This is a genomic window from Algiphilus aromaticivorans DG1253 (assembly GCF_000733765.1).
In the GTDB taxonomy this organism is placed as follows: domain Bacteria; phylum Pseudomonadota; class Gammaproteobacteria; order Nevskiales; family Nevskiaceae; genus Algiphilus; species Algiphilus aromaticivorans.
This window is the reverse complement of sequence record NZ_JPOG01000001.1, coordinates 1,791,644-1,811,804: the sequence shown is the minus strand read 5'-3', so window position 1 is coordinate 1,811,804 and position 20,161 is coordinate 1,791,644. Positions and strand designations below refer to the sequence as shown.

Here is a 20,161-nt window from a genome sequence, read left to right as displayed (position 1 = left end):
AATCTCGACTAGACTAACGGGTACATAGGCACCATCAATCACGCCGCGTGCCGCCGGCTGCGGGCGCGGCCGAGCCTCAAGGAAGCCCCGACTGTGACGTCTTCATCGCGCGAATCTGGTCTGTTCGGCCGCCTCGCTGCGCGCGTGGCGAGCATCTTCAGCTTTATCTACCGCCTCTTCTTCCTGCTGAGTCTGGCCCTCGGCTTGTTTATCGGCTGGATGATCTACAGCGGTGGGCCCTCGGTGAATGTCGAGGACAACACCGCGCTGGTGATCGCGCCAAGCGGCGCATTGGTCGAATCTGTTGACGCAGACCCCATGCAGCGTGCGCTGGAGCAGTTCGCCGGCGAGCCGCCCCGACAGACCGCCGTGCGCGACGTCGTGGAGGCTCTCGATCGCGCGCGTGAGGACGAGCGCATCGCGCTCGCCGTGCTCAAGCTCGACGAGCTGAGCAGCGCCGGCATTGCCGCAGTGGATGAGATTGCCGAGGCCGCGGCGCGTTTTCGCGAATCGGGCAAGCCGCTGCACGTGTGGGCGAGCATGCTGACCCAGCCGCAGTACGCGCTGGCCGCGCAGGCGGACGAGATCAGCCTTGACCCCTTCGGTGGCGCCTGGATCGAGGGCTTCTCGGTCTATCCGAACTACTTCGTGGGGCTCTTCGACAAGCTCGGCGTGGATGTCGAGGTATTCCGGGTTGGTCAGTTCAAGTCCGCGGTCGAACCCTTCATTCGGCAGGACATGAGCGAGCAGGCACGCCGTGCCAACCAACTGTGGCTGGATTCCTTGTGGCAGGGCTGGCTTAAGCGCGTCAGTCGCGTGCGCGAATCTGCCGGAGAAGCCATTCCGGCTCTGCTCGGCGAGCTGCCCGACCGCCTGGAGGCTTCCGACGGCGATATCGCCAGTGTTCTCAAGGATGCCGGCGTGGTGGATCGTCTCGAAACCCTCACCGAGTTCCGCGAGCGCATGGGCGAAACCGTGGGCATGGAGGAAGAGGGTCACGGTAGCTTCCGCCAGATTCACTACCGCTCATATATGCGCGCCACCGAAGCAGCGTCAGTGGATCCCGACAAGCCCGAGATCCGGGTGGTGACCGTGCAGGGCATGATCGTCGACGGCCAGGGTGAGCCGGGTACCGCCGGCGGCGACGCCATCGCCCGCAAGCTCGACGCAGCGCGGCGCGACGATAAGGTGCGCGCGGTGGTGCTGCGCATCGATACCCCCGGCGGCAGCGTGCTCGCCTCGGAACGCATCCGGCGCGCGGTGACCCAGCTGCAGGCGGAGGACAAGCCGGTGGTGGCCTCGATGGCCTCGCAGGCTGCCAGCGGCGGCTACTGGATCGCCATGGATGCCGACACCATCCTGGCCTACGACGCAACGATTACCGGCTCCATCGGCGTGTTTGGCCTGTGGCTGAGCGCCAGCGACGGGCTCGACAAGCTCGGTATCACAACCGACGGCGTCGGCACTACGCCGATTGCCGGCGCGCTGCGACCGGATCGTCCTCTCGACGACAACATGCAACGCGTATTGCAGAGCGGTGTCGAGCACGCCTATGACAGCTTTATCAAAGGCGTGGCCGAAGGCCGCGACATGCCCACGGAAGCGGTCGAGGCCATCGCGCAGGGGCGTGTCTGGAGCGGCGAGCAGGCCCTGGAGCGCGGCCTGATCGATGGCCTCGGCAGTTTGGAGATGGCCACCGGGCGCGCCGCCGAACTCGCCGGATTGGAAGCCGACAGCTATCGCGTGGGTTATCCGCCGCACGAGATTCCCTCCCTGTTTGGCAGCCTGCGTTTCTTCTCAGGCCGGGTCCTCGCGCTGGCCGATTCCGTGGGGCTGCGCGACTGGATCGGTGCTCAGGCGCGCGCGCGCCTGCAGGCGGCCCACCCGGTGCCGGCGCTGGCGTTGTGGCCTGCGGACCCGCGCGGGCGTTACGCCCTCTGTGATTGCGTGTTGCGCTCGGCCTGGACGCCGGAGGCGCTGATGCCCATGGCGCGATGAGCGCACCGCTGACGCTCTTCGCTCAGCGACAGGGTGAAGGTCCGCCGCTGCTGTTATTGCATGGCCTTGGCGCCGATCACCGGGACTGGCGCGAGGTCGTGCCGCAGCTGGCGAGCCACTATCACGTGATCGCGCCGGATCTGCGCGGTCACGGCGCCAGCCCTCGCAGCCCTGGGCCGTACACCCCCTGGCAGATGGCGCGCGATATCCGTGCGCTGATGGAGGCTGAAGGCATCGCAGCCGCGCCTGTGGTCGGCCACAGCATGGGCGGGGCGGTGGCGATGAGCCTGGCGCTGCTGGCGCCGGAACGCGTCAGCCGGCTGGTCATCGCCAATAGCGTGCCGGGTTTCCGGCCGCAGCGTCCGCGCGAACTCGGCGAGGTCGCGCTGCGCCTGCTGATGATCGCGACCTTGGGGCCACGGCGACTGGGGGCGCTGATGGCGCGCCGCAATTTCCCGGACGCCGGGCAAAGCGGCCTGCGCGCGCTGGTCGAGGAGCGCTCGGCCGCCAATAGTCGGTGCGTCTACATGGCCAGCCTGCTGGCGCTGACGCGCTGGTCCGTGCGCGAGCGGCTGGGCGAGATCAGCGCTCCGGCGCTGGTGATAGCCTCCGAGAACGATTATTTTCCGGTGGCGGACGTGAGGTCATTCGCCGAGGCGCTGCCGCACGCGCGTTTCGAGATGGTGCCCGGCGCGCGCCACGGCCTGCCGCTTGAGCGGGGGGAGTTGCTCGCCGGGCTGCTGCGCGATTTCCTGGACGCGCCGGCTGGCTAGAGCAGCCCAGCGTGCAGCTTCCAGGCGATGGCCTCCTGGTATATGCGACGGATGAGCCCATCCGCTCCCGAACGCAGGTGCCCGCCCGGCAGCGCCTGGAGCGCGACCTTGGCCTCGGAGGCCTGCATGGCTTCCCAGAGTGCTTCTGAGGCCGTCTCCGGGATGATCCTGTCTGCCTCCGCCGTGATCAGGAGTGCGTGCTGTCCGCTAGTCAGCTCGCGGGCGTGCGTCTCCGGCTCCGGCAGTCGCGCCCATAGCGCAATACCGTGCCCGAGAATCTGCGCGGCCAGCGCGCCGGCACGCCCCCATTCCGGCTCCCAGCGGATGCGGAACTGGTGGCTGATCACCGTTGCCAGCTTGCCGTAGCCCTGAACGGCGACCAGGCCGGGGATGTCGTGCTCGGCGGCCGCGATGACGGCGAAGGGCGCTCCGAGGCTGGCGCCGACGATGGTGATGCGCTCGGCGTCGATCTCGGGATGCGCGGCCAGCGCGGCATGCAGTTGGCCGATGCCTTCCAGCGTGTCGAAGATGGCGCGTCTCGCAGCCGGCAGATGCTGGAGTGCGCCTGGAAAATCCAGGTCGCGCGGCGGCTCGAAGGGGTAGTCGAAGCTGGCCAGGGCGAGGGGGTGTTTGCCTTCGGGGAGCAGGTCGAGCACCTCACCGGCGCTGCGCAGGCCGCCGAAGAGCATCACGGCCGGGTAGGGGTCGTCGCCCGCGGCGGGGATCCGTAACTCGGCGGTGATTGTGGGGCCGTCCTCCAGCTCGAGCGTGATGCTCTCGTGCCGTCGCTCAGCCTGCGCTGCCAGCGATAGCGCGAGCAGCAGGACGCCGGCGAGGCTGCGCTGGACCGGGATGGGCGCGCGCCGGAGCGGCATTGGTCCGGCCTAGCGCATCTTCACGCTGAGGGAGTGGACCGGCCCGGGCGAGTCGCTTGCGCTGGCGTCGTCGACCCGCATGGAGATGTCCACGGCCTGCAGATTCTTCGTCAGTCCGCCGATGGATATGCGGTCGACGCCGGTGTCGGCGATGTCGCGGACATTGTTGATGCTGATGCCGCCGGAGGCTTCGATGATTGTCTGTGCGCGATTGAAGCGGCGGTACTCGCGCGTCATCGCCACGGCCTTGGTCAGCAGGTGGGTGGGGAAGTCGTCGCAGAGCAGCAGATCCACGGCACCATCCAGCGCGGCCTGGACTTCGTTGAGACTCTCGGCCTCGCACATTACCGGCACGCCGGCATTGAGGGCGCGCGCCGCGGCGATGGCGTCCTCGATGCCGCCGGCCGCGGCGATGTGGTTCTCCTTGATCAGGATGGCGTCATAGAGGCCGGCGCGGTGATTGGTGCCGCCGCCGCAGCGCACGGCGTACTTCTGCGCGCTGCGCAGGCCGGGAATGGTCTTGCGCGTATCCACGATCCTGGCGTCGGTGCCGCGCACGCGCTCGACGAAGCGGCGCACGACGGTGGCTGTGCCGGACAGCGTCTGCAGGAAGTTCAGGGCAGTGCGCTCGGCGCTCAGCATGCCGCGAGCCGGACCGGAAAGTCGGCATATGGTGTCGCCGGACTTGACGCTCGCGCCGTCGGCGAAGCGCCATTCGAGTTCGATGGCCGGATCGATTTGCCGACAGACGGCCTCGGCCCAGGCTGTGCCGCAGAGTACGAAGGGCTCGCGCGCTACGAAGCTGGCCTGCGTGGTCTTGTCCGGCACGAGCTGGGCCGTGCGGTCGCCGTCGCCCAGATCCTCGGCGATGGCGCGTTCGACCAATGCTTCGATATCGTCGGGCAGCGGAATCTCGGACATGGGCAGCGAAACCTCGGTTGTGGGCGGGGCCCGGTCAGTTAACAAGTGTAACCGCGCCGGGGGTTCCGGCCGGTGCGAGCAGGGCCTCGAGCAGCGCCTTCTGCGCGTGCAGGCGGTTCTCCGCCTCCTGCCAGACGCGACTGCGCGGACCGTCGATCACCGCAGCATCGACCTCCTCGCCGCGGTGCGCCGGCAGGCAGTGCAGGAAGATGGCCTCGCTGGTGGCGCGCGTCATCAGCGCCTCGTCGACGCGATAGCCCGCGAAGGCTTCGCAGCGCCGGGCGTGCTCCTCTTCCTGGCCCATGCTGGCCCAGACGTCGGTGACGACGACATCAGCACCTTCGGAGGCTTCGGCCGGATCGCGCAGAAGCCGGGCCTGTTCGCCGGCTGCCGCGACCCAGTCGGGATCTGGCTCGAAGCCTTCGGGTGTCGCGACGCGGAGTTCGAAGCCGAAGAGCGACGCGGCTTCCAGCCAGGAATGGCAGACGTTGTTGCCGTCGCCGATCCAGGCCACGCGTGCGCCCTCGATGCTGCCGCGCGCCTCGACGACGGTCTGGATGTCGGCGAGCAGCTGGCAGGGGTGGCAGGCCTCGGAAAGGCCGTTGATGATCGGTACCGTCGAAACAGCCGCCATGGCCGCCTGCTGTGCCTGCGAGTCATTACGCACCATCACCGCATCGCACATGGACGAAAGCACGCGCGTGGTGTCTTCCACGGGTTCGCCGCGACCAAGCTGAGTGTCGCGCGGCGACAGGAAGAGAGCGTGGCCACCGAGCTGGGCCATGGCCGTTTCGAAGCTGACGCGTGTGCGCGTCGAACTCTTGGCGAAGACCATCGCCAGTACCTTGCCGAGCAGTGGGCGGTGCTGCGGGTCGCGCCGGTTCTTGAGGGCAATGGCGCGGTCAATGAGACGGCTCAGCGTCTCCGTCGGAAGGTCGGAGAGCCGAAGAAAGTGATGAGGCGGGGACATGGAGGATTTCCCAGAAAAGCAGGCCGCGTCATGCGCGGCCTGCTCGGGGTGCGGGGAATATCGAGCGCTGCGGCTTCAGCCGAGGTTCTGCTCGACGAACTCCCAGTTGACGATCGACCAGAAGGCCTCGAGGTACTTCGGTCGCGCGTTGCGATAGTCGATGTAGTAGGCGTGCTCCCACACATCGCAGGTCAGCAACGGTCGATCTCCGTCGGTCAGCGGCGTGCCGGCGTTGGAGGTCGAGGTGATTGCCAGCGAGCCGTCGGGCTTCTTGACCAGCCATGCCCATCCCGAACCGAAGGTACCGATGGCGGTCTCGGCGAACTTCTTCTTGAAGTCCTCGACACCACCGAACTCCTTGACGAGGGCATCGGTGAGCTTCTTTCCGGGCTGCGTCTGGTTGGGCGTCAGGCACTGCCAGAAGAAGCTGTGGTTCCAGATCTGCGCGGTCTGATTGAAGAGCTTGCCCGAGGATTTGGTGATGATCTCCTCGAGCGGCATCTGCTCGTACTCGGTGCCGCTGATCAGGTTGTTGGCAGTGTCCACGTAGGTCTTGTGGTGCTTGCCGTGGTGGTAGTCGAGCGTTTCGGCCGACATGTGCGGCTCCAGCGCGTCGCGTGCGTAGGGCAGGTCGGGCAGTGTCAGTGCCATGGGATCTCCTTGTTCGAGATAAAAACGATGGAACGTGTCGCGACTCGGGAGTGTCTGGCTCCCTGTATGGCGGCGCCGCGAAAGCCGCCCACAGTGTAAACCCTTAGCTTCCGGCAGCTGCAAGTCCGAAATCTGGGGGGATGATCTTCACGACAGGGCCATCTTGCCATCCCTATACTTGGTCGCCCTGCGCCACGCGAGGAAGGAACGCCATGGACGCCATTGAACGTATCCGCAAACAGGTCACTGATAATCCGGTGATCCTTTACATGAAGGGCTCGCCCGATTTCCCGCAATGCGGCTTTTCGGCGCGCGCCGTGCAGGCGTTGAAGGCCTGCGGTGTGCCCTTCGCCTTCGTCAATATCTACGAGAACGAAGACATCTATCGCGCCCTGCCGGGTTACGCGAACTGGCCGACCTTTCCGCAGCTCTACGTCAAGGGCGAGCTGGTCGGCGGCTGCGACATCACGCTCGACCTCTACGAGCAGGGCGAACTGGAACGCATGCTTCGCGAAGCGGCAAAGACCGACAACTAGCATCGCCCGGGCCCGTGATTCGCGGGGGCACGATGCTAAACTCGAATGGAGAAGCAGGCGGTTGCAAGCCAGTACCCCGCCGCCCCACAAGCACAAGGAGATTTGCATGCCGCGTCACATCAAAGTGCCCGAATCGGGCGAGAAGATCCGCGTCGAGAACGATAATCTCGTCGTCCCGGATCAGCCCATCCTCGGTTACGTCGAGGGCGACGGCATCGGCCCGGACATCACGCGGGCCTGCCTGCGCATCTGGGACGCGGCGGTGGAGAAGGCCTACGGTGGCAAGCGCAAGATCCACTGGTGCGAGATTTTCCTCGGCGAGAAGGCGGCAGGCATCTACGACGGCGACTACTTCCCGCAGGAATCGCTGGAGGCCTTCCAGGACCTGACCGTCTCGATCAAGGGGCCCCTGACCACGCCGGTCGGTGGCGGCTTCCGCAGTCTCAACGTCGCGCTGCGCCAGGATCTCGATCTCTATGCCTGCGTGCGGCCGGTGCGGCACTACGCCGGCGTGCCCAGCCCGCTGAAGCACCCGGGCAAGGTCGATGTCGTGATCTTCCGTGAGAACACCGAGGACGTTTACTGCGGCATCGAGTTCAAGGCCGGCAGCGACGAGAACGCCAAGCTGGCCAAGTTCCTGCGCGAGGAGCTGGACGCGAACTTCTTCGACAACGCCGGTCTGGGCATCAAGCCCATCTCCGAGTTCGGCAGCAAGCGCCTGGTGCGCAAGGCCATCCAGTACGCGATCGACCACGGCCGCGAATCGGTGACCCTGGTGCACAAGGGCAACATCATGAAGTTCACCGAGGGCGCCTTCCGAAACTGGGGCTACGAAGTTGCGCGCGAGGAGTTCGGTGACGTCACCATCACCGAGGAAGAACTCTACAACGAGTACAAGGGCAAGCAGCCCGAAGGCAAGATTGTGGTCAAGGACCGCATCGCCGACATCATGTTCCAGATGATGCTGCTGCGGCCCGAGGAATTCGACGTGCTGGCGACGATGAATCTCAACGGCGACTATCTGTCCGACGCCGTGGCGGCCGAAGTCGGTGGTGTCGGCATTGCCCCGGGCGCCAACATGTCCGATCACGTCGCGGTCTTCGAGGCCACGCACGGCACCGCGCCCAAGTACGCCGGTCTGGACAAGGTCAACCCCGGCTCGCTGCTGTTCTCCGGCGTCATGATGCTGGAGTACCTTGGCTGGCAGGAGGCTGCCGACCTCATCACGCTGGCCTATCCCGAGGTCATCACCGACGGTGTGGTCACCTACGATTTCGCGCGCCAGATTCCGGGCGCCACCGAGGTCAAGACCAGCGAGTTCGCCGATGCGCTCATCGAGCGCATGAGCGGCGGCGTCGATCTGGAGGCCAAGCGCCAGCAGCAGCAGGACCTGCTCGCCAAGGAGCGCCGCCAGCGGGAGATCCGCCGCCTGCTCGAGCCCATGGAGGAGATGGTCGCCACCGGCAAGGTGCCGACGGCCGTCGCCGACCTCATGACGCGTTCGCTGATTACCGTGCGCGACGAGGAGACCGTCGAGGCCGCGATGCACGTCATGGCCGACAACAGCGTCAACGCACTGGTCGTCGAGCCGGACAGCGACGGGCAGTGGGGCATCCTCACCAAGCGCGACATCATCACCAAGATCGTCAACGGCAGTCGCAATCCGGCGTCGACGCGCGTCGCCGAGATCGCCACGCGGCCGCTGGTTTCGGTCCCGATCGAGACCACCGTGCGCGAAGCCGCCAATATCCTCTCCGAGAAACACTTCTCGCGTCTGACCATCGAGCAGGGCGGCCGTGTCGTCGGCATGGTCAGCGAGGACGACATCTTCGAGACGGTGGAGAAGTTCGGCTGGACCGCCGAATAAGTCCGCGGTGAGTGCCAAGCAGCGTGTCGGCCTGCTGATCGTCGGCGACGAAATCCTTTCCGGCAAGCGCCAGGACCGCCACCTGCCGGAAATCGTGCGGCTGCTCGCCGCGCGCGGCATCGATCTTGCCTGGGCGCACATCGTCGGCGACGAGGAGGCCGCCATCGCGCAGGTGTTGCAGCGCGCGACCGCGGACGGTGACGTCGTGCTCTGCTGTGGCGGCATCGGTGCGACACCGGACGACGTCACCCGCCAGGCTGCCGCGCTGGCCGCCGGCTGCGCGCTACGCCGCCATGACGAAGGCGAGGCACTGCTGCGCGCCAAGTTCGGCGACGCCGCGGCCACGCCTGAGCGCCTGCGCATGGTCGAGTTCCCTGAGGGTGCCGAGCTGATCCCGAACCCGGTGAACGACGTGCCGGGCTTCTCGCTCGGCACGTACTATTTCGTTCCCGGCTTTCCGGAAATGGCTTGGCCGATGCTGGAGTGGGTGATCGATCAGCGGCTGACGCCGTTGCACAACGCCGAACCGGCGCGCGAGTACCGCCTGCGGGTCGTGGGTACTGCCGGCGAAAGCGACCTCCTGCATCTGATGGAGTCCCTGCTGGCGGCGCATTCCGCCATCCGCCTGTCGAGCCTGCCGACGCGCGGGAGCAAGCCGGGCGAGCGCCATATCGAACTCGGGGTGCGCGGCCCGGCCAGCGACGCGGCCACGGCCTACCGCGAGCTTCTGGCAGGGCTGTGCGAGTCCCACCCGGAGCTGCGCATCGACGAGCTGGCGCCGCCGCCGGAATAGGCGGTGCGGAAGGCGCTCAGGTGGCGGCTCGCGGCTTGCGCTGCCAGCTGGCCAGGATGCAGGCGGTGATGACGAGCACGGCACCCAGCGCGGCGAGGGTCGTGGGGGTCTCGTCCCAGATCAGCCAGCCGATGCCGGCAGCGAAGATCACCGAGACATAGGTAATCGTGCCGACGCGCGCCGCCGGCGCCAGCGAGTAGGCCTGCGTCAGGCAGAGTTGTCCGAGCAGCGCCATCAGCCCGGCGGTCACCATCATCGCCAGCACCACCGGTGTCGGTGTCTGCCAGGCCCAGAGCATGGGCACGGCGGAGATCATCGTGCTCAACAGGCTGAAGTAGAAGACGATGCGCGGGGTTGTCTCCACGCGCGAGATGCGCCGGATGGAAACCATCGCCGTGGCAGCGAGCAGGCCCGATATCGCCCCGATGAGTGCCGGCCAGCGCAGCAGATTCTCGCCCCCCGGATTGATGATGAGCGCGATGCCGACAAAGCCCAGCAGCGTCACCGGGATGATGATCGGCGCCGGCGTCTCGCGGATCCAGAGCCAGGCAATGAAGGGGATGAACAAGGGCGTGCTGTAGTTCAGCAGCACCGCTTCCGCCAACTGAAGGTGCTGCAGCGCGTAGAAGAAGCAGTACATGGCGGCCAGGCCGAAGCCCGCCCGCAGCATGTGGTCGCGCAAATGGTGCGTCACCAGGCCGCGCAGGCGAACGCGCAGGATCCAGGGCAGAAGCGCCACCAGCGCCACGGCGTTGCGGAAGAAAACCACGACCTCGTTCGGCATGCTGAGGCTTGCGCCCTTGATGCACGCGCCCACGACGGCGAAGGAGGCCGCCGCAGCCACGGCGAAAAGCGCCCCGCGTCGCAGATCATCCTCTCGCGGCTGCATGGCCGTGCGCACCATCAGGGGTAACCGCAGATCACGCGGATGGCGCAGAAAGCTGCGCCGTGGTTCGCCGATTCACCGGATAGGAAGCACGCAAAAACAGTAGGTTGCTTCACATTGATGAATTAAATTCGCGGCAATCAGCGAAATCTGTGGTTACCGCCACCTAGTGCGACTTGCCGGCCAGGAAGAGCCAAGTCTCGACCACGGTATCCGGGTTGAGCGACATCGACTCGATGCCCTGGTCGAGCAGCCAGCGCGACAGCTCCGGGTAGTCAGAGGGGCCCTGGCCGCAGATGCCGACGTACTTGCCCTGCTCGCGGCAGGCGGTGATGGCCATGCTCAGCATGCGCTTGACGGCCTCGTTGCGCTCGTCGAAGAGATGCGCGATCAGTCCCGAGTCGCGGTCCAGGCCCAGCGTCAACTGGGTCATGTCGTTGGAGCCGATCGAGAAGCCGTCGAAGTACTTGAGGAACTCGTCCGCGAGCACGGCGTTGGAGGGCAGCTCGCACATCATGATGACCTTGAGGCCGTTCTTGCCGCGCTCCAAGCCGTTCTCGGCGAGGATGCGCGTGACGGCCTCGGCCTCGTCCAGCGTGCGCACGAAGGGGATCATCAGCTGGACGTTGTCCAGACCCATCTCGTCGCGCACGTAGCGCATGGCACGGCATTCGAGATCGAAGCAGGGGCGGAATACATCCGAGATGTAGCGCGACGCACCGCGGAAGCCGAGCATCGGGTTCTCCTCGTGCGGCTCGTACTGCTGGCCGCCGATGAGATTGGCGTACTCGTTGGTCTTGAAGTCCGACATGCGCACGATCACCGGCTCCGGAGCGAAGGCGGCGGCGATGGTGGCGACGCCCTCGGCCAGACGCTGCACGAAGTATTCGACCGGATCCTCGTAGGCGGCGATGATGGGGGCGATCTGGCGCTTGATGTCATCGGGCTGCTCGTCGTAGGCGAGCAGCGCCTGCGGATGGATGCCGATCTGCTTGTTGATGATGAACTCGAGCCGCGCCAGCCCGACGCCCTTGTGCGGCAGCGCCGAGAAGTCGAAAGCCTGGTCGGGGTTGCCGACGTTCATCATGATCTTGACGGGCAGGTCCGGCATGTCGTCGAGCGGGATCTCGTCCACCGCGAAGTCGACGTGGCCCTCGTAGATGTTGCCGGTGTCGCCCTCGGCGCAGCTGACGGTGGCCTCGGTGATGTTGCGCAACACCTTGGTGGCGTCGCCGCAGCCGACCACTGCCGGAATGCCCAGCTCGCGCGCGATGATCGCGGCATGGCAGGTGCGGCCGCCGCGGTTGGTCACGATGGCGGAGGCGCGCTTCATGACCGGCTCCCAGTCCGGGTCGGTCATGTCCGTGACCAGCACGTCGCCCTTGTTGACCTTGTCCATCTGCTCGATGCGATCAAGAATCTTGACCTTGCCGGCGCCGATCTTCTGGCCGATGGCGCGGCCGGTGGCCACGACCTTGCCCTTGTCCTTCAGCTTGTAGCGACGCAGGACATTGGTGGAGGCGCGCGACTGCACGGTCTCGGGGCGCGCCTGCAGGATGTAGAGGCCGCCGTCGAAGCCGTCCTTGCCCCATTCGATATCCATGGGGCGCCCGTAGTGCTCCTCGATGATGACCGCGAAGCGCGCCAGCTGCTCGGCGTCGGCGTCGCTCAGGCAGAAGCGCTGGCGTTCGGATTCCGGCACGTCGACGAATTCGACGGTCTTGCCGACGTCGCGCGACTCGGCGTAAATCATCTTCTTGGCCTTGGTGCCGAGTCCGCGCCGCAGTACGGCCGGGCGCTTGGCCTTCAGGCCAGGCTTGTAGACGTAGAACTCGTCCGGGTTGACCGCACCCTGCACGACGGCCTCGCCGAGGCCGTAGCTGGCCGTAATGAAGACCGCGTCTCGAAAGCCCGACTCGGTGTCCATGGTGAACATGACGCCCGATGCTCCAGCGTCGGAGCGCACCATGCGCTGCACGCCGGCCGACAGCGCCACCTCTTCGTGCGCGAAGCCGTGATGCACGCGATAGGAGATGGCGCGGTCGTTGAAGAGGCTGGCGAACACTTCCTTGATGGCTAGAAGAACGTTGTCTATGCCATTGATGTTGAGGAAGGTTTCCTGCTGGCCAGCGAATGATGCGTCGGGCAGGTCCTCGGCGGTGGCCGAGGAGCGCACGGCGACGGTGATGGGCGCGCCGGCGGCTTCCATCATCTTCTCGTAGCTGCTGCGGATCTCGGCTTCGAGGTTGGCGGGGAAGGGCGCGGCGATCACCTCCTCGCGGATGGCCTTGCCGACGCGCGCAAGCTCGGTGACGTCATTGATGTCTAGCGCCGAAAGCTGCGTGTTGATGCGATCGGCCAGGCCCTCGTGCGCGAGAAACTCGCGGTAGGCGGCTGCGGTGGTCGCGAAGCCGCCCGGCACGTTGACGCCCGCGGCGGCGAGATGCTGGGTCATTTCGCCGAGGGAGGCGTTCTTGCCGCCCACGCGATCGACGTCGTTCATGCCCAGGTTTTCGAACCAGACTACCGTTGCTTCGCCCGTTGCTTGGGTGTTCATCCAGCTATCCCCGCTATAGTGCGCGGCGGCGGCCCGCGGCCGCGCCGTTCCATGATTTCCCGCGCAAGGTCAAAGCCTCAATGTCCACCCTGCACGTCTTTTTCGTTTCCGATCGCACTGGCATCACGGCCGAGACACTCGGCAACGGCCTGCTGACGCAGTTCGATCAATTCCAGTTCCGCCGACAGACCTTGCCCTTCGTGAACAGCATTGAGAAGGCAGAGGCCACTGTGGATTACATCGATCACGTTGCCGGTCAGAACGAGCGCCTGCCCGTCATATTCTCGACAACCGTCACCGAGGAAGTGCGCGCTATTTTACGGCGCGCGAACGCGCTTTTCTTCGATCTCTTCGATACCTTCATTCCGGCACTGGAAAAAGCGCTGGACGCGAAGTCTACGCACGCGGCCGGCCGCGCGCACGGCCTTTCCGATGCGGCGCGCTATCGCATGCGCATGGATGCCATCAATTTCGCGCTGGAGCACGACGACGGCATCTCCACCCGCAAGCTGGAACAGGCCGATCTCATCATCATCGCGCCTTCGCGCTGCGGCAAGACGCCCACGAGTCTCTACCTGGCCATGCAGCACGGCCTCTACGCCACCAACTATCCCCTCATCGAGGAGGATCTGGAGGCGCAGCGCATACCGCAACCGCTGCGTGCCTTCGAGGCCAAGCTCTTCGGCCTGACCTCCGATCCCGAGCGGCTGGCGCAGGTGCGCGGCGAGCGCCGCCCCAACAGCCCCTATGCCAGCGTGCAGCAGTGCGCCTACGAGTTGCGCCAGGCCGAAGGGCTCTACAAGAAGGCTGGAATCCCCTTTGTGAACTCGGCCAATATGTCAGTGGAGGAGATCGCCAGCGTCGCGATGCAGGAGAAGAAGCTGCGCCGCCAGAGTTTCTGACGGCCCGTCACGTAACTGTCATCCGCGCGCTCGATACTCCGCCGCCTGCCAAGCCGGAGGATTGTCGATGTCCGCACCCCGTCGCCCCAAGCCGGGCCGTCTCTCGCGCCGCAACTTCCTGCGCCGCACCGGTTACGGTGTGCCCGGCGCCCTTGCTGCGGGCGGGCTGGCCGCCTGTAGTGGCAGCGACGGAGCGCCCGAGGGCAGCGGGCCGGAGTTCCGGCACGGTGTCGCCAGCGGCGATCCGCTTAGCGACCGCGTCATCTTCTGGACTCGAGTCACAAGCGAGGCTTCGGATGACGTGGCGGTTACGCTTCTGATCGCTCGCGATCCTGCGATGGGGCAGGTCGTTCGCACGCAACAGGCGCTGGCTCGCGCGGCGCGCGACCATACCGTCAAGCTGGACGTTGACGGGCTGGAGCCGGGCACAACTTACTACTACCGCTTCTTCGCGGGCAGCGCGACCTCGCCGATCGGGCGCACGCGCACCGCGCCCGTGGGCTCTCCGGAACGGCTGCGCCTTGGCGTCGTCTCCTGCTCCAGCCTCGGCCATGGGTTCTTCAACGCCTATCGCCTGCTTGCGCGGCGCGCCGACATCGACTGCGTGCTGCATCTGGGCGACTACATCTACGAATACGGCACAGGCAGCTACGGCGACGTGCGGCCTTACGAGCCGGGCACTGAGATCCTGACGCTGCCCGACTACCGCATGCGCTACGCGCAGTACCGCCGCGATCCCGATCTCGCCGAGCTGCATCGCCAGCATCCGATGATCGCAGTCTGGGACGACCACGAAAGCACCGACAACTCCTGGCGCGACAACGCCAAGAACCACACCGAACAGACCGAAGTGGAGGCAGGCGAGGGCTGCTGGGTGCAGCGCAAGGCCTGGGCCATCCAGGCTTATCGCGAGTGGATGCCCATTCGTGACGAACTCGCCGACTACATCGCGCCGGAGAGCTGCGAGGACCTGCGCGACCCGGCGCGTGTCGCAGCGCAGGAGCGCATCTGGCGGCGTTTCGCCTTCGGTGATCTTGTCGAACTGGTGATGCTCGACACCCGCCTCTACGACCGCGATATCGCGCGTCGCCCCAATGTCATCACGGGCTCCGGATCCCCGGCGGGCAGCAACTCGGCGAACGATCAGGAAGATATCGGCCTCTACGCGGGCTGCGCTGCCCCCTTCGACGACGATTATTCGCTGCTCGGTGCTGAGCAGCGCGACTGGTTCCTCGACCGGCTCAAGGCGAGCACGGCGCGTTGGAAGCTCGTCGGCCAGCAGATCATGCTCGGCCAGCTGCAGGTGCTGGGTTTGCCGCAGGCCACCTGCCAGCTTCCCAATACGGGGGATATTCTTGGCCTGCTGGAATCGACGCCGGAGGACGGCCCGCTGCGTGCGATCCTGGGTCAGGTCGTTGACCAGCTTCCCACGGTCTCTGCCAGCAGCCTTTATCTGAGCGCCGATCAATGGGACGGCTATCCGGCGGCGCGCAGCGCGATCTTCGACGGCATTGCGGGCAACGCTATCGACAATGTGGTCGTGCTGACCGGCGATATCCATACCTCCTGGGCGATGGATCTGACGCCCGATCCGAACAACATCACGGCGTACAACCCGGTCAACGGCGAGGGATCGCTGGCAGTGGAAATGGTCTGTACCTCGGTGACTTCGCCGGGTCTGGAGCCCCTGGACGGCATCAGCGAGGCCCTGCGCATCAACAATCCGCACATGAAGTACATCGATCTTGCGCAGCGCGGCTACATGGTGCTCGACGTTGATCGCAACCGCTGTCAGGGCGAGTGGTACTACGTCGATACAGTGCTGGAGCCAGACAACGACGGCGAATCCTTTGGCGCTGCCTTCTTCACGGCTGACGGCGGCAACCACATCGAGGAAGCTGAGGCCCCGGCCGAACCGCCGACGCAAGCGCCCGCTCCAGCACCCTGACGACTTGCCAAGTCCCGTCGCGCGGGTGAGACTGCCCGGCACATATCGGCGACGGAAGGCAGCGATGAACCGGATCTACACGCTCAAGGACATCGTGCACCAGGCGGTGGAAGAGGGCGCGAACACGGTCGAGGACGTGCACCAGCGCGTGGCCGCGCTGCCCTTCGAGCAGCTCGAACGCATCGCCGCCGTCGAGGGCCTCGTGCGCCACGCGCGCGGCTTCCACGACCAGGTCGCCGGCACCGTCTACGACACCGTGCGCGCGGTCAACGTGCGCGTCGACGAACTCGCCGAGGACGCACTGGCGCGTGCCGGCGTGCAGCGGGACGAGGAATAGACGCGGCGGGCGGATAGCCGCTTGTCCGTCCGAGAACCTCAAGTCACAACGTCCGGGCGTTTCCGTCCGCTGATGGCGCGCAGCCGGGTCACTGCCTCTGCCACCGGCAGCAGCTGTTCGAGCGCGTCGGGCATTTCGCTGCCGGGCGGCACGAAGCGCTCCAGATAGAGCCGCAGTGTGGCCGCGCCAGTGCCGGTTCCGGACAGGCGCAGCACCACGCGCGCTTCATCGCCGAAGACCACGCGCAGGCCCTGCGCCTCGGCGCGGCTGCCGTCGATGGGGTCGGTATAGGCGAAGTCGTCGGCGGCGGTAACCTCCAGTCCCTCGAAGGATTGGCCGGGTAGCGACTCCAGGCGCCCGCGCAGCTCGCTGATGACGCGTTCGGCGATTTCCGCGTCAAGATCCTCGTAGTCGTGGCGCTGATAGTAGTGGCGGCCGTAGCGCGCCCAGTGCGCCCGCGCCAGTTCGGGCAGGGTTTGGTCGGTGACCGCGAGGATGTTCATCCAGGCCAGCACCGCCCACAGCCCGTCCTTCTCGCGGACGTGCGAGGAGGAGGTGCCGAAGCTCTCCTCGCCGCAGAGCGTCAGCCGGCCGGCGTCGAGCAGGTTGCAGAAGTACTTCCAGCCCGTCGGGGTCTCGTAGCAGTCGATGCCGCGCGCTGCGGCCACGGTGTCCAGCGCGCGGCTGGTGGGCATGGAGCGCGCCACGCCCGCCAGCCCGTCCTGATAGCCGGGCAGGCGGTCCAGATGGGCGGCCAGCATGGCCAGAGAATCACCGGGCGAAAGGAAGAGGCCCGGCCCGAGGATCATGTTGCGGTCGCCGTCGCCGTCGCTGGCCGCTGCCAGATCGGCGGGCGCATCGCCCATCATCTCGTCAACCAGATCGGCGGCGTAGATCAGGTTCGGGTCCGGGTGGCCGCCGCCGAAGTCGGTCAGGGGCTCGGCATTGCGCACGGCCGCTTCCGGGGCCCCCAGCTGCTCGACCAGGATGCGCCGGGCGTAGGGGCCGGTGACGGCGTGCATGGCGTCGAAGATGATGCGATGGCCCTGGCTCAGCCAGTCGCGGATGGCGTCGAAATCGAAGAGCTGCTGCATCAGGGCGGCGTAGTCGGCGACGCCGTCGACCACATCGATCCGCGCGCCATCCTCCAGCTCGCGTGCGCCGACTTCGTCGATGGCCACCGGCGCGATGTCGGCGATGCGGTAGCTGTCCAGCGTGCGGCTGGTCTCATAGATCGCGTCGGTAAGGGATGAAGGCGCCTGGCCGCCACCACGGATGTTGAACTTGATGCCGAAATCGCCCTCGGGGCCGGCGGGATTGTGGCTGGCCGTCAGCACGAAACCGCCGTCGGCGCCGCGCGCGCGGATCAGGTGCGAGGCTGCCGGTGTCGACAGCCAGCCTTGGCGCGCGATCAGGATGTGCTGTACGCCGTGCGCCAGCGCCATCGCAACGATGGTCTGAATGGCGACATCGTTGTGGTAGCGCCCGTCGCCGCCGATGACGAGCCGCCCGCCCGTCAGCTCGGGAACATTGCGGAAGACGGCCTCGACGAAGTTTTCCAGATAGTGCGGCTGCGCGATTGCGGCGACTTTCTTGCGCAGGCCGGCGGTGCCCGGCTTCTGGTCGTCAAAGGGTGTGGTGGGTTGCTGATGGATATGCATCATTGACTGCGGCGTACAAGGGTGTCGATATCTTATAGTCCTGCCATGACTGATCGTCTCGTGACCCCATCGACCCGACTGGGTGCGCTACACGTGCTCTACGAGCGCGGCTTTCAGCTGGCCCAGCAGCTCGTGCCCGAGCTGGAGCTGCCCTTCGTTTCGGCCGTTTCGGAAGTCGCGGGCGAACCGCCGCTGTATCTGTCGACCATCGCGCGCGATCGCTACACCTCCTGCTTTCGGCTGACCTATGAGCTCGACGGCGCCTGCACGCCGGATCTGCATATCAAGGCTTACCGCGACGCGCGCGTGGCTGAGGCGCTGCAATGCAGCACCCGTCCGCCCTGGCGCGCCGCCGACGGCGCCGACCCGGAAGCGCTACAATTTCTCGACGCGCAGTGGCGGCGCAACGCGATGATGGTCAAGTGGCTGGCTTATCTCGTCGAGCGCGGTCACGGCTTCGTGCATGCGGCGCGTCCGCGCAACCGGATGGATGCCGAGGCCTGATGACGCAACCGAGTCCATGGTGGCCTGCGTTGGCCCCCGCAACGACAAACCGTGAACTCCGCCAGGCCCGGAAGGGAGCAACGGTAGCGGTGACGTCGTGTGCCGGGATCGCTGGCGTAGGCCGCCACCCTAAAAATGAGCCGGCGGCCAAAGGCCGCCGCCCACATCCCCTCTCCCGCCCGGCGGGAGAGGGGAGAACCGCGCGCTTAGCGCGCGGTGGGGAGAGGGCGGTGCGAGGTGGCGCTGCAGCCGCTACCCAAGCGGCGCCTTCGTCCGCCGCCTTCCTATCCCCTATCCCTCACCCAGAGGCCCGAACCCCATGAGCTACATGGCCCTGGCGCGGCGCTACCGCCCGCGCAGCTTCGACGAGGTCCTGGGGCAGCCCAGCGTTGTGCGCGCGCTGCGCAACGCGCTGGACGGCGACAGCCTGCACCCGGCGCTGCTGCTCAGCGGCACGCGCGGCGTCGGCAAGACCACGCTGGCGCGCATTCTCGCCAAGGCGCTGAACTGCGAGACCGGCGTCGGCAGCAATCCCTGCGGCGAGTGCGGCGCCTGCCGCGAGATCGATGAAGGCCGCTTCGTCGACCTGCTGGAGATCGACGCGGCCAGCCGCACCAAGGTCGAGGACACGCGCGCCATGCTGGACAACGTCCAGTACGCGCCGGTGCGCGGCCGCTATAAGATTTACCTCATCGACGAGGTTCACATGCTGTCGGGGCATTCCTTCAATGCCCTGCTCAAAACCCTTGAAGAGCCGCCGGATCACGTCAAGTTCGTGCTGGCGACCACCGACCCTCAGAAGCTGCCGGTGACGGTGCTGTCGCGCTGCCTGCAGCTGCATCTGCGCGCGCTGCCGGAGGCCACTGTCGTGTCGTTGCTCGACAAGGTGCTGGAAGCCGAGGGCCGCGAATCCGAGCCCGATGCCGTGGCCCTGCTCGCCGAAGCCGCGGACGGCTCCATGCGCGACGCGCTGTCGCTGCTGGATCAGGCCGTCGCTCACGCCGGCGGCGGCAAGCTGGAAGGCCAGGCCATCGGCGAGATGCTCGGCCTGGGCGGCCAGAAGGCGCTGGTGCAGAGCCTGCAGGCCATCGCCGCCGGCGACGGCGCGGCGCTGCGCGCCGCCCTTCAGGAACTCGCCGAGATGGCCGTCGACCACGGCGCGCTGCTCGATGACCTCGCCAGCCTGCTGCAGGCAGTGGCCTTCACGCAGGCCTTCGGTCAATCGGCAGCCGAAGGCGCGCGCGGCCAGGAGGCGACGGCATTGGCGCCGAAGCTGGCAACGGCCGATGTGCAGGTCTTCTACGACATGGCTGTGCACGCGCGCCGCGATCTGGCCTGGGCGCCGTCGGCGCGTATCGGCTTCGAGATGGCTCTGCTGCGCATGTGGTGCTTCCGCGCCGGCGCGGTCGAGGGCGCCCCGGAGGGCGGCGCGACCGGGCAGAGCAGCGAGCCCGCAGCCGCACCCACCACGGCAGCGCCGGCAGCGAGTGCCGCATCGACCACCGAGTCCGCACCCATTGAGGCCGCGCCCGAAGCGTTAGCGACCCCATCGCCTGCCGACCTGGACGACGCACCCTCGGCGGCGGCACGCGCCTGGCACGAGCGCATCGAGGCGGCGACGCTGGAAGCCTATGCGCGCGAGCTGGCGCGCAACTGCGTGGTGGGTTTCGAGGACGACGATGAGCTGGTACTGCAGCTCGCCGAGGACATGCAGCACCTGTTGCGCGACGAGCGTCTCGCCCGCCTGCGCGAGGCCTTCGGCAAGGCCGTGCGCATCGACTGCGTGCGTCAGCTCGGTGACTGGACACCGACGCGCATCCTGCGCGCGGAGCGCGCGCGGGCGCTGGATGCAGCCGGCGAGCGGCTGGAGGCATCGCCGGTCTTCCGCGCGCTGAACGCGCGCCTGGGCGCGGAACTGCCGCGCGAGGATATCCGTCTGTTGCACTAGCGCCGGTTCTCCGGCGGCAGCAGTCTCCCCACCA

The 20,161-nt window shown here is 66.8% G+C and carries 17 protein-coding genes and 1 other RNA gene; 11 read left to right on the top strand and 7 right to left on the bottom strand.

Annotated features, from left to right (window positions below):
- Positions 1-93: 93 nt before the first annotated feature.
- Positions 94-1,998, top strand: coding sequence for a signal peptide peptidase SppA (gene sppA, locus U743_RS08405; RefSeq protein WP_052367754.1), 1,905 nt, complete (start codon positions 94-96; stop codon positions 1,996-1,998).
- Positions 1,995-2,771, top strand: a complete 777-nt coding sequence (locus U743_RS08400) for an alpha/beta fold hydrolase (RefSeq protein WP_043767259.1) — start codon at positions 1,995-1,997, stop codon at positions 2,769-2,771. Before sppA ends, U743_RS08400 begins: the two co-directional genes overlap by 4 nt.
- On the opposite strand, the gene U743_RS08395 is transcribed toward U743_RS08400, so the two are convergent.
- The 4 genes from U743_RS08395 to U743_RS08380 all read right to left on the bottom strand — a co-directional run bounded on the left by U743_RS08395 (position 2,768) and on the right by U743_RS08380 (position 6,188).
- A complete protein-coding gene (locus U743_RS08395) occupies positions 2,768-3,646 on the bottom strand; it encodes an alpha/beta hydrolase family protein (RefSeq protein ID WP_043767257.1) in 879 nt (292 codons plus the stop codon). The two genes, U743_RS08400 and U743_RS08395, sit on opposite strands and share 4 nt — an antisense overlap.
- 9 nt (positions 3,647-3,655) lie before the next feature.
- Entirely contained in the window at positions 3,656-4,567 is a 912-nt protein-coding gene (gene nadC, locus U743_RS08390; RefSeq protein WP_052367752.1) for a carboxylating nicotinate-nucleotide diphosphorylase, read from the bottom strand.
- A 34-nt stretch (positions 4,568-4,601) separates the two neighbouring features.
- Entirely contained in the window at positions 4,602-5,537 is a 936-nt protein-coding gene (gene argF / locus U743_RS08385) for an ornithine carbamoyltransferase (protein WP_052367750.1), read from the bottom strand.
- Positions 5,538-5,612: 75 nt separating this feature from the next.
- The gene (locus tag U743_RS08380) at positions 5,613-6,188 is read right to left on the bottom strand and encodes a superoxide dismutase (protein WP_043767256.1); all 576 of its coding nucleotides are present in this window, start codon (positions 6,186-6,188) and stop codon (positions 5,613-5,615) included.
- Between the two features lie 212 nt (positions 6,189-6,400).
- Between U743_RS08380 and grxD the strand changes: the two genes are divergently transcribed.
- The 3 genes from grxD (at position 6,401) to U743_RS08365 (ending at position 9,384) form a co-directional block, all read left to right on the top strand.
- A complete protein-coding gene (gene grxD, locus U743_RS08375) occupies positions 6,401-6,724 on the top strand; it encodes a Grx4 family monothiol glutaredoxin (protein WP_043767254.1) in 324 nt (107 codons plus the stop codon).
- 106 nt (positions 6,725-6,830) lie between these two features.
- On the top strand, positions 6,831-8,591 hold the full coding sequence (icd, locus tag U743_RS08370) for an isocitrate dehydrogenase (NADP(+)) (RefSeq protein ID WP_043767252.1): 1,761 nt from the start codon (positions 6,831-6,833) through the stop codon (positions 8,589-8,591).
- A 7-nt stretch (positions 8,592-8,598) separates the two neighbouring features.
- Positions 8,599-9,384 (top strand): competence/damage-inducible protein A, encoded by a 786-nt coding sequence (locus tag U743_RS08365; protein ID WP_043767251.1) that lies wholly within the window; start codon positions 8,599-8,601, stop codon positions 9,382-9,384.
- 16 nt (positions 9,385-9,400) lie between these two features.
- On the opposite strand, the gene U743_RS08360 is transcribed toward U743_RS08365, so the two are convergent.
- A complete protein-coding gene (locus tag U743_RS08360; RefSeq protein WP_043771705.1) occupies positions 9,401-10,273 on the bottom strand; it encodes a DMT family transporter in 873 nt (290 codons plus the stop codon).
- Positions 10,274-10,436: 163 nt separating this feature from the next.
- Positions 10,437-12,827 (bottom strand): phosphoenolpyruvate synthase, encoded by a 2,391-nt coding sequence (gene ppsA, locus U743_RS08355; protein WP_043767250.1) that lies wholly within the window; start codon positions 12,825-12,827, stop codon positions 10,437-10,439.
- 80 nt (positions 12,828-12,907) lie between these two features.
- Between ppsA and ppsR the strand changes: the two genes are divergently transcribed.
- From ppsR to U743_RS08340, 3 genes are all read left to right on the top strand, one after another.
- Positions 12,908-13,729 carry a posphoenolpyruvate synthetase regulatory kinase/phosphorylase PpsR gene (gene ppsR, locus U743_RS08350; RefSeq protein ID WP_043767248.1) on the top strand — a complete coding sequence of 274 codons (822 nt, stop codon included), beginning with the start codon at positions 12,908-12,910 and terminating at the stop codon, positions 13,727-13,729.
- Positions 13,730-13,796: 67 nt separating this feature from the next.
- Entirely contained in the window at positions 13,797-15,677 is a 1,881-nt protein-coding gene (locus tag U743_RS08345; RefSeq protein WP_043767247.1) for an alkaline phosphatase D family protein, read from the top strand.
- Positions 15,678-15,741: 64 nt separating this feature from the next.
- On the top strand, positions 15,742-16,014 hold the full coding sequence (locus tag U743_RS08340; RefSeq protein WP_052367746.1) for a hypothetical protein: 273 nt from the start codon (positions 15,742-15,744) through the stop codon (positions 16,012-16,014).
- 38 nt (positions 16,015-16,052) lie between these two features.
- On the opposite strand, the gene U743_RS08335 is transcribed toward U743_RS08340, so the two are convergent.
- Entirely contained in the window at positions 16,053-17,675 is a 1,623-nt protein-coding gene (locus U743_RS08335; protein WP_043771701.1) for an alpha-D-glucose phosphate-specific phosphoglucomutase, read from the bottom strand.
- Between the two features lie 60 nt (positions 17,676-17,735).
- On the opposite strand from U743_RS08335, the gene U743_RS08330 reads away from it, so the two are divergent.
- The 3 genes from U743_RS08330 (at position 17,736) to dnaX (ending at position 20,127) form a co-directional block, all read left to right on the top strand.
- Complete coding sequence (locus tag U743_RS08330) at positions 17,736-18,179, top strand: DUF1249 domain-containing protein (protein ID WP_232226750.1); 444 nt, start codon at positions 17,736-17,738, stop codon at positions 18,177-18,179.
- Between the two features lie 25 nt (positions 18,180-18,204).
- Positions 18,205-18,301: signal recognition particle sRNA small type (ffs, locus tag U743_RS18740), an RNA gene on the top strand.
- 197 nt (positions 18,302-18,498) lie between these two features.
- The gene (gene dnaX / locus U743_RS08325) at positions 18,499-20,127 is read left to right on the top strand and encodes a DNA polymerase III subunit gamma/tau (protein ID WP_043767246.1); all 1,629 of its coding nucleotides are present in this window, start codon (positions 18,499-18,501) and stop codon (positions 20,125-20,127) included.
- Positions 20,128-20,161: the final 34 nt, after the last annotated feature.

Excerpts from the sequence above, each read along its gene's own strand:
- dnaX (WP_043767246.1), top strand. The coding sequence starts at position 18,499 with ATGAGCTACATGGCCCTGGCGCGGCGCTACCGCCCGCGCAGCTTCGAC.
- U743_RS08395 (WP_043767257.1), bottom strand. The coding sequence starts at position 3,646 with ATGCCGCTCCGGCGCGCGCCCATCCCGGTCCAGCGCAGCCTCGCCGGC.
- U743_RS08380 (WP_043767256.1), bottom strand. The coding sequence starts at position 6,188 with ATGGCACTGACACTGCCCGACCTGCCCTACGCACGCGACGCGCTGGAG.
- U743_RS08335 (WP_043771701.1), bottom strand. The coding sequence starts at position 17,675 with ATGCATATCCATCAGCAACCCACCACACCCTTTGACGACCAGAAGCCG.
- ppsA (WP_043767250.1), bottom strand. The coding sequence starts at position 12,827 with ATGAACACCCAAGCAACGGGCGAAGCAACGGTAGTCTGGTTCGAAAAC.
- U743_RS08360 (WP_043771705.1), bottom strand. The coding sequence starts at position 10,273 with ATGCAGCCGCGAGAGGATGATCTGCGACGCGGGGCGCTTTTCGCCGTG.
- U743_RS08345 (WP_043767247.1), top strand. The coding sequence starts at position 13,797 with ATGTCCGCACCCCGTCGCCCCAAGCCGGGCCGTCTCTCGCGCCGCAAC.
- U743_RS08400 (WP_043767259.1), top strand. The coding sequence starts at position 1,995 with ATGAGCGCACCGCTGACGCTCTTCGCTCAGCGACAGGGTGAAGGTCCG.
- grxD (WP_043767254.1), top strand. The coding sequence starts at position 6,401 with ATGGACGCCATTGAACGTATCCGCAAACAGGTCACTGATAATCCGGTG.
- ppsR (WP_043767248.1), top strand. The coding sequence starts at position 12,908 with ATGTCCACCCTGCACGTCTTTTTCGTTTCCGATCGCACTGGCATCACG.
- nadC (WP_052367752.1), bottom strand. The coding sequence starts at position 4,567 with ATGTCCGAGATTCCGCTGCCCGACGATATCGAAGCATTGGTCGAACGC.
- argF (WP_052367750.1), bottom strand. The coding sequence starts at position 5,537 with ATGTCCCCGCCTCATCACTTTCTTCGGCTCTCCGACCTTCCGACGGAG.
- icd (WP_043767252.1), top strand. The coding sequence starts at position 6,831 with ATGCCGCGTCACATCAAAGTGCCCGAATCGGGCGAGAAGATCCGCGTC.
- U743_RS08340 (WP_052367746.1), top strand. The coding sequence starts at position 15,742 with ATGAACCGGATCTACACGCTCAAGGACATCGTGCACCAGGCGGTGGAA.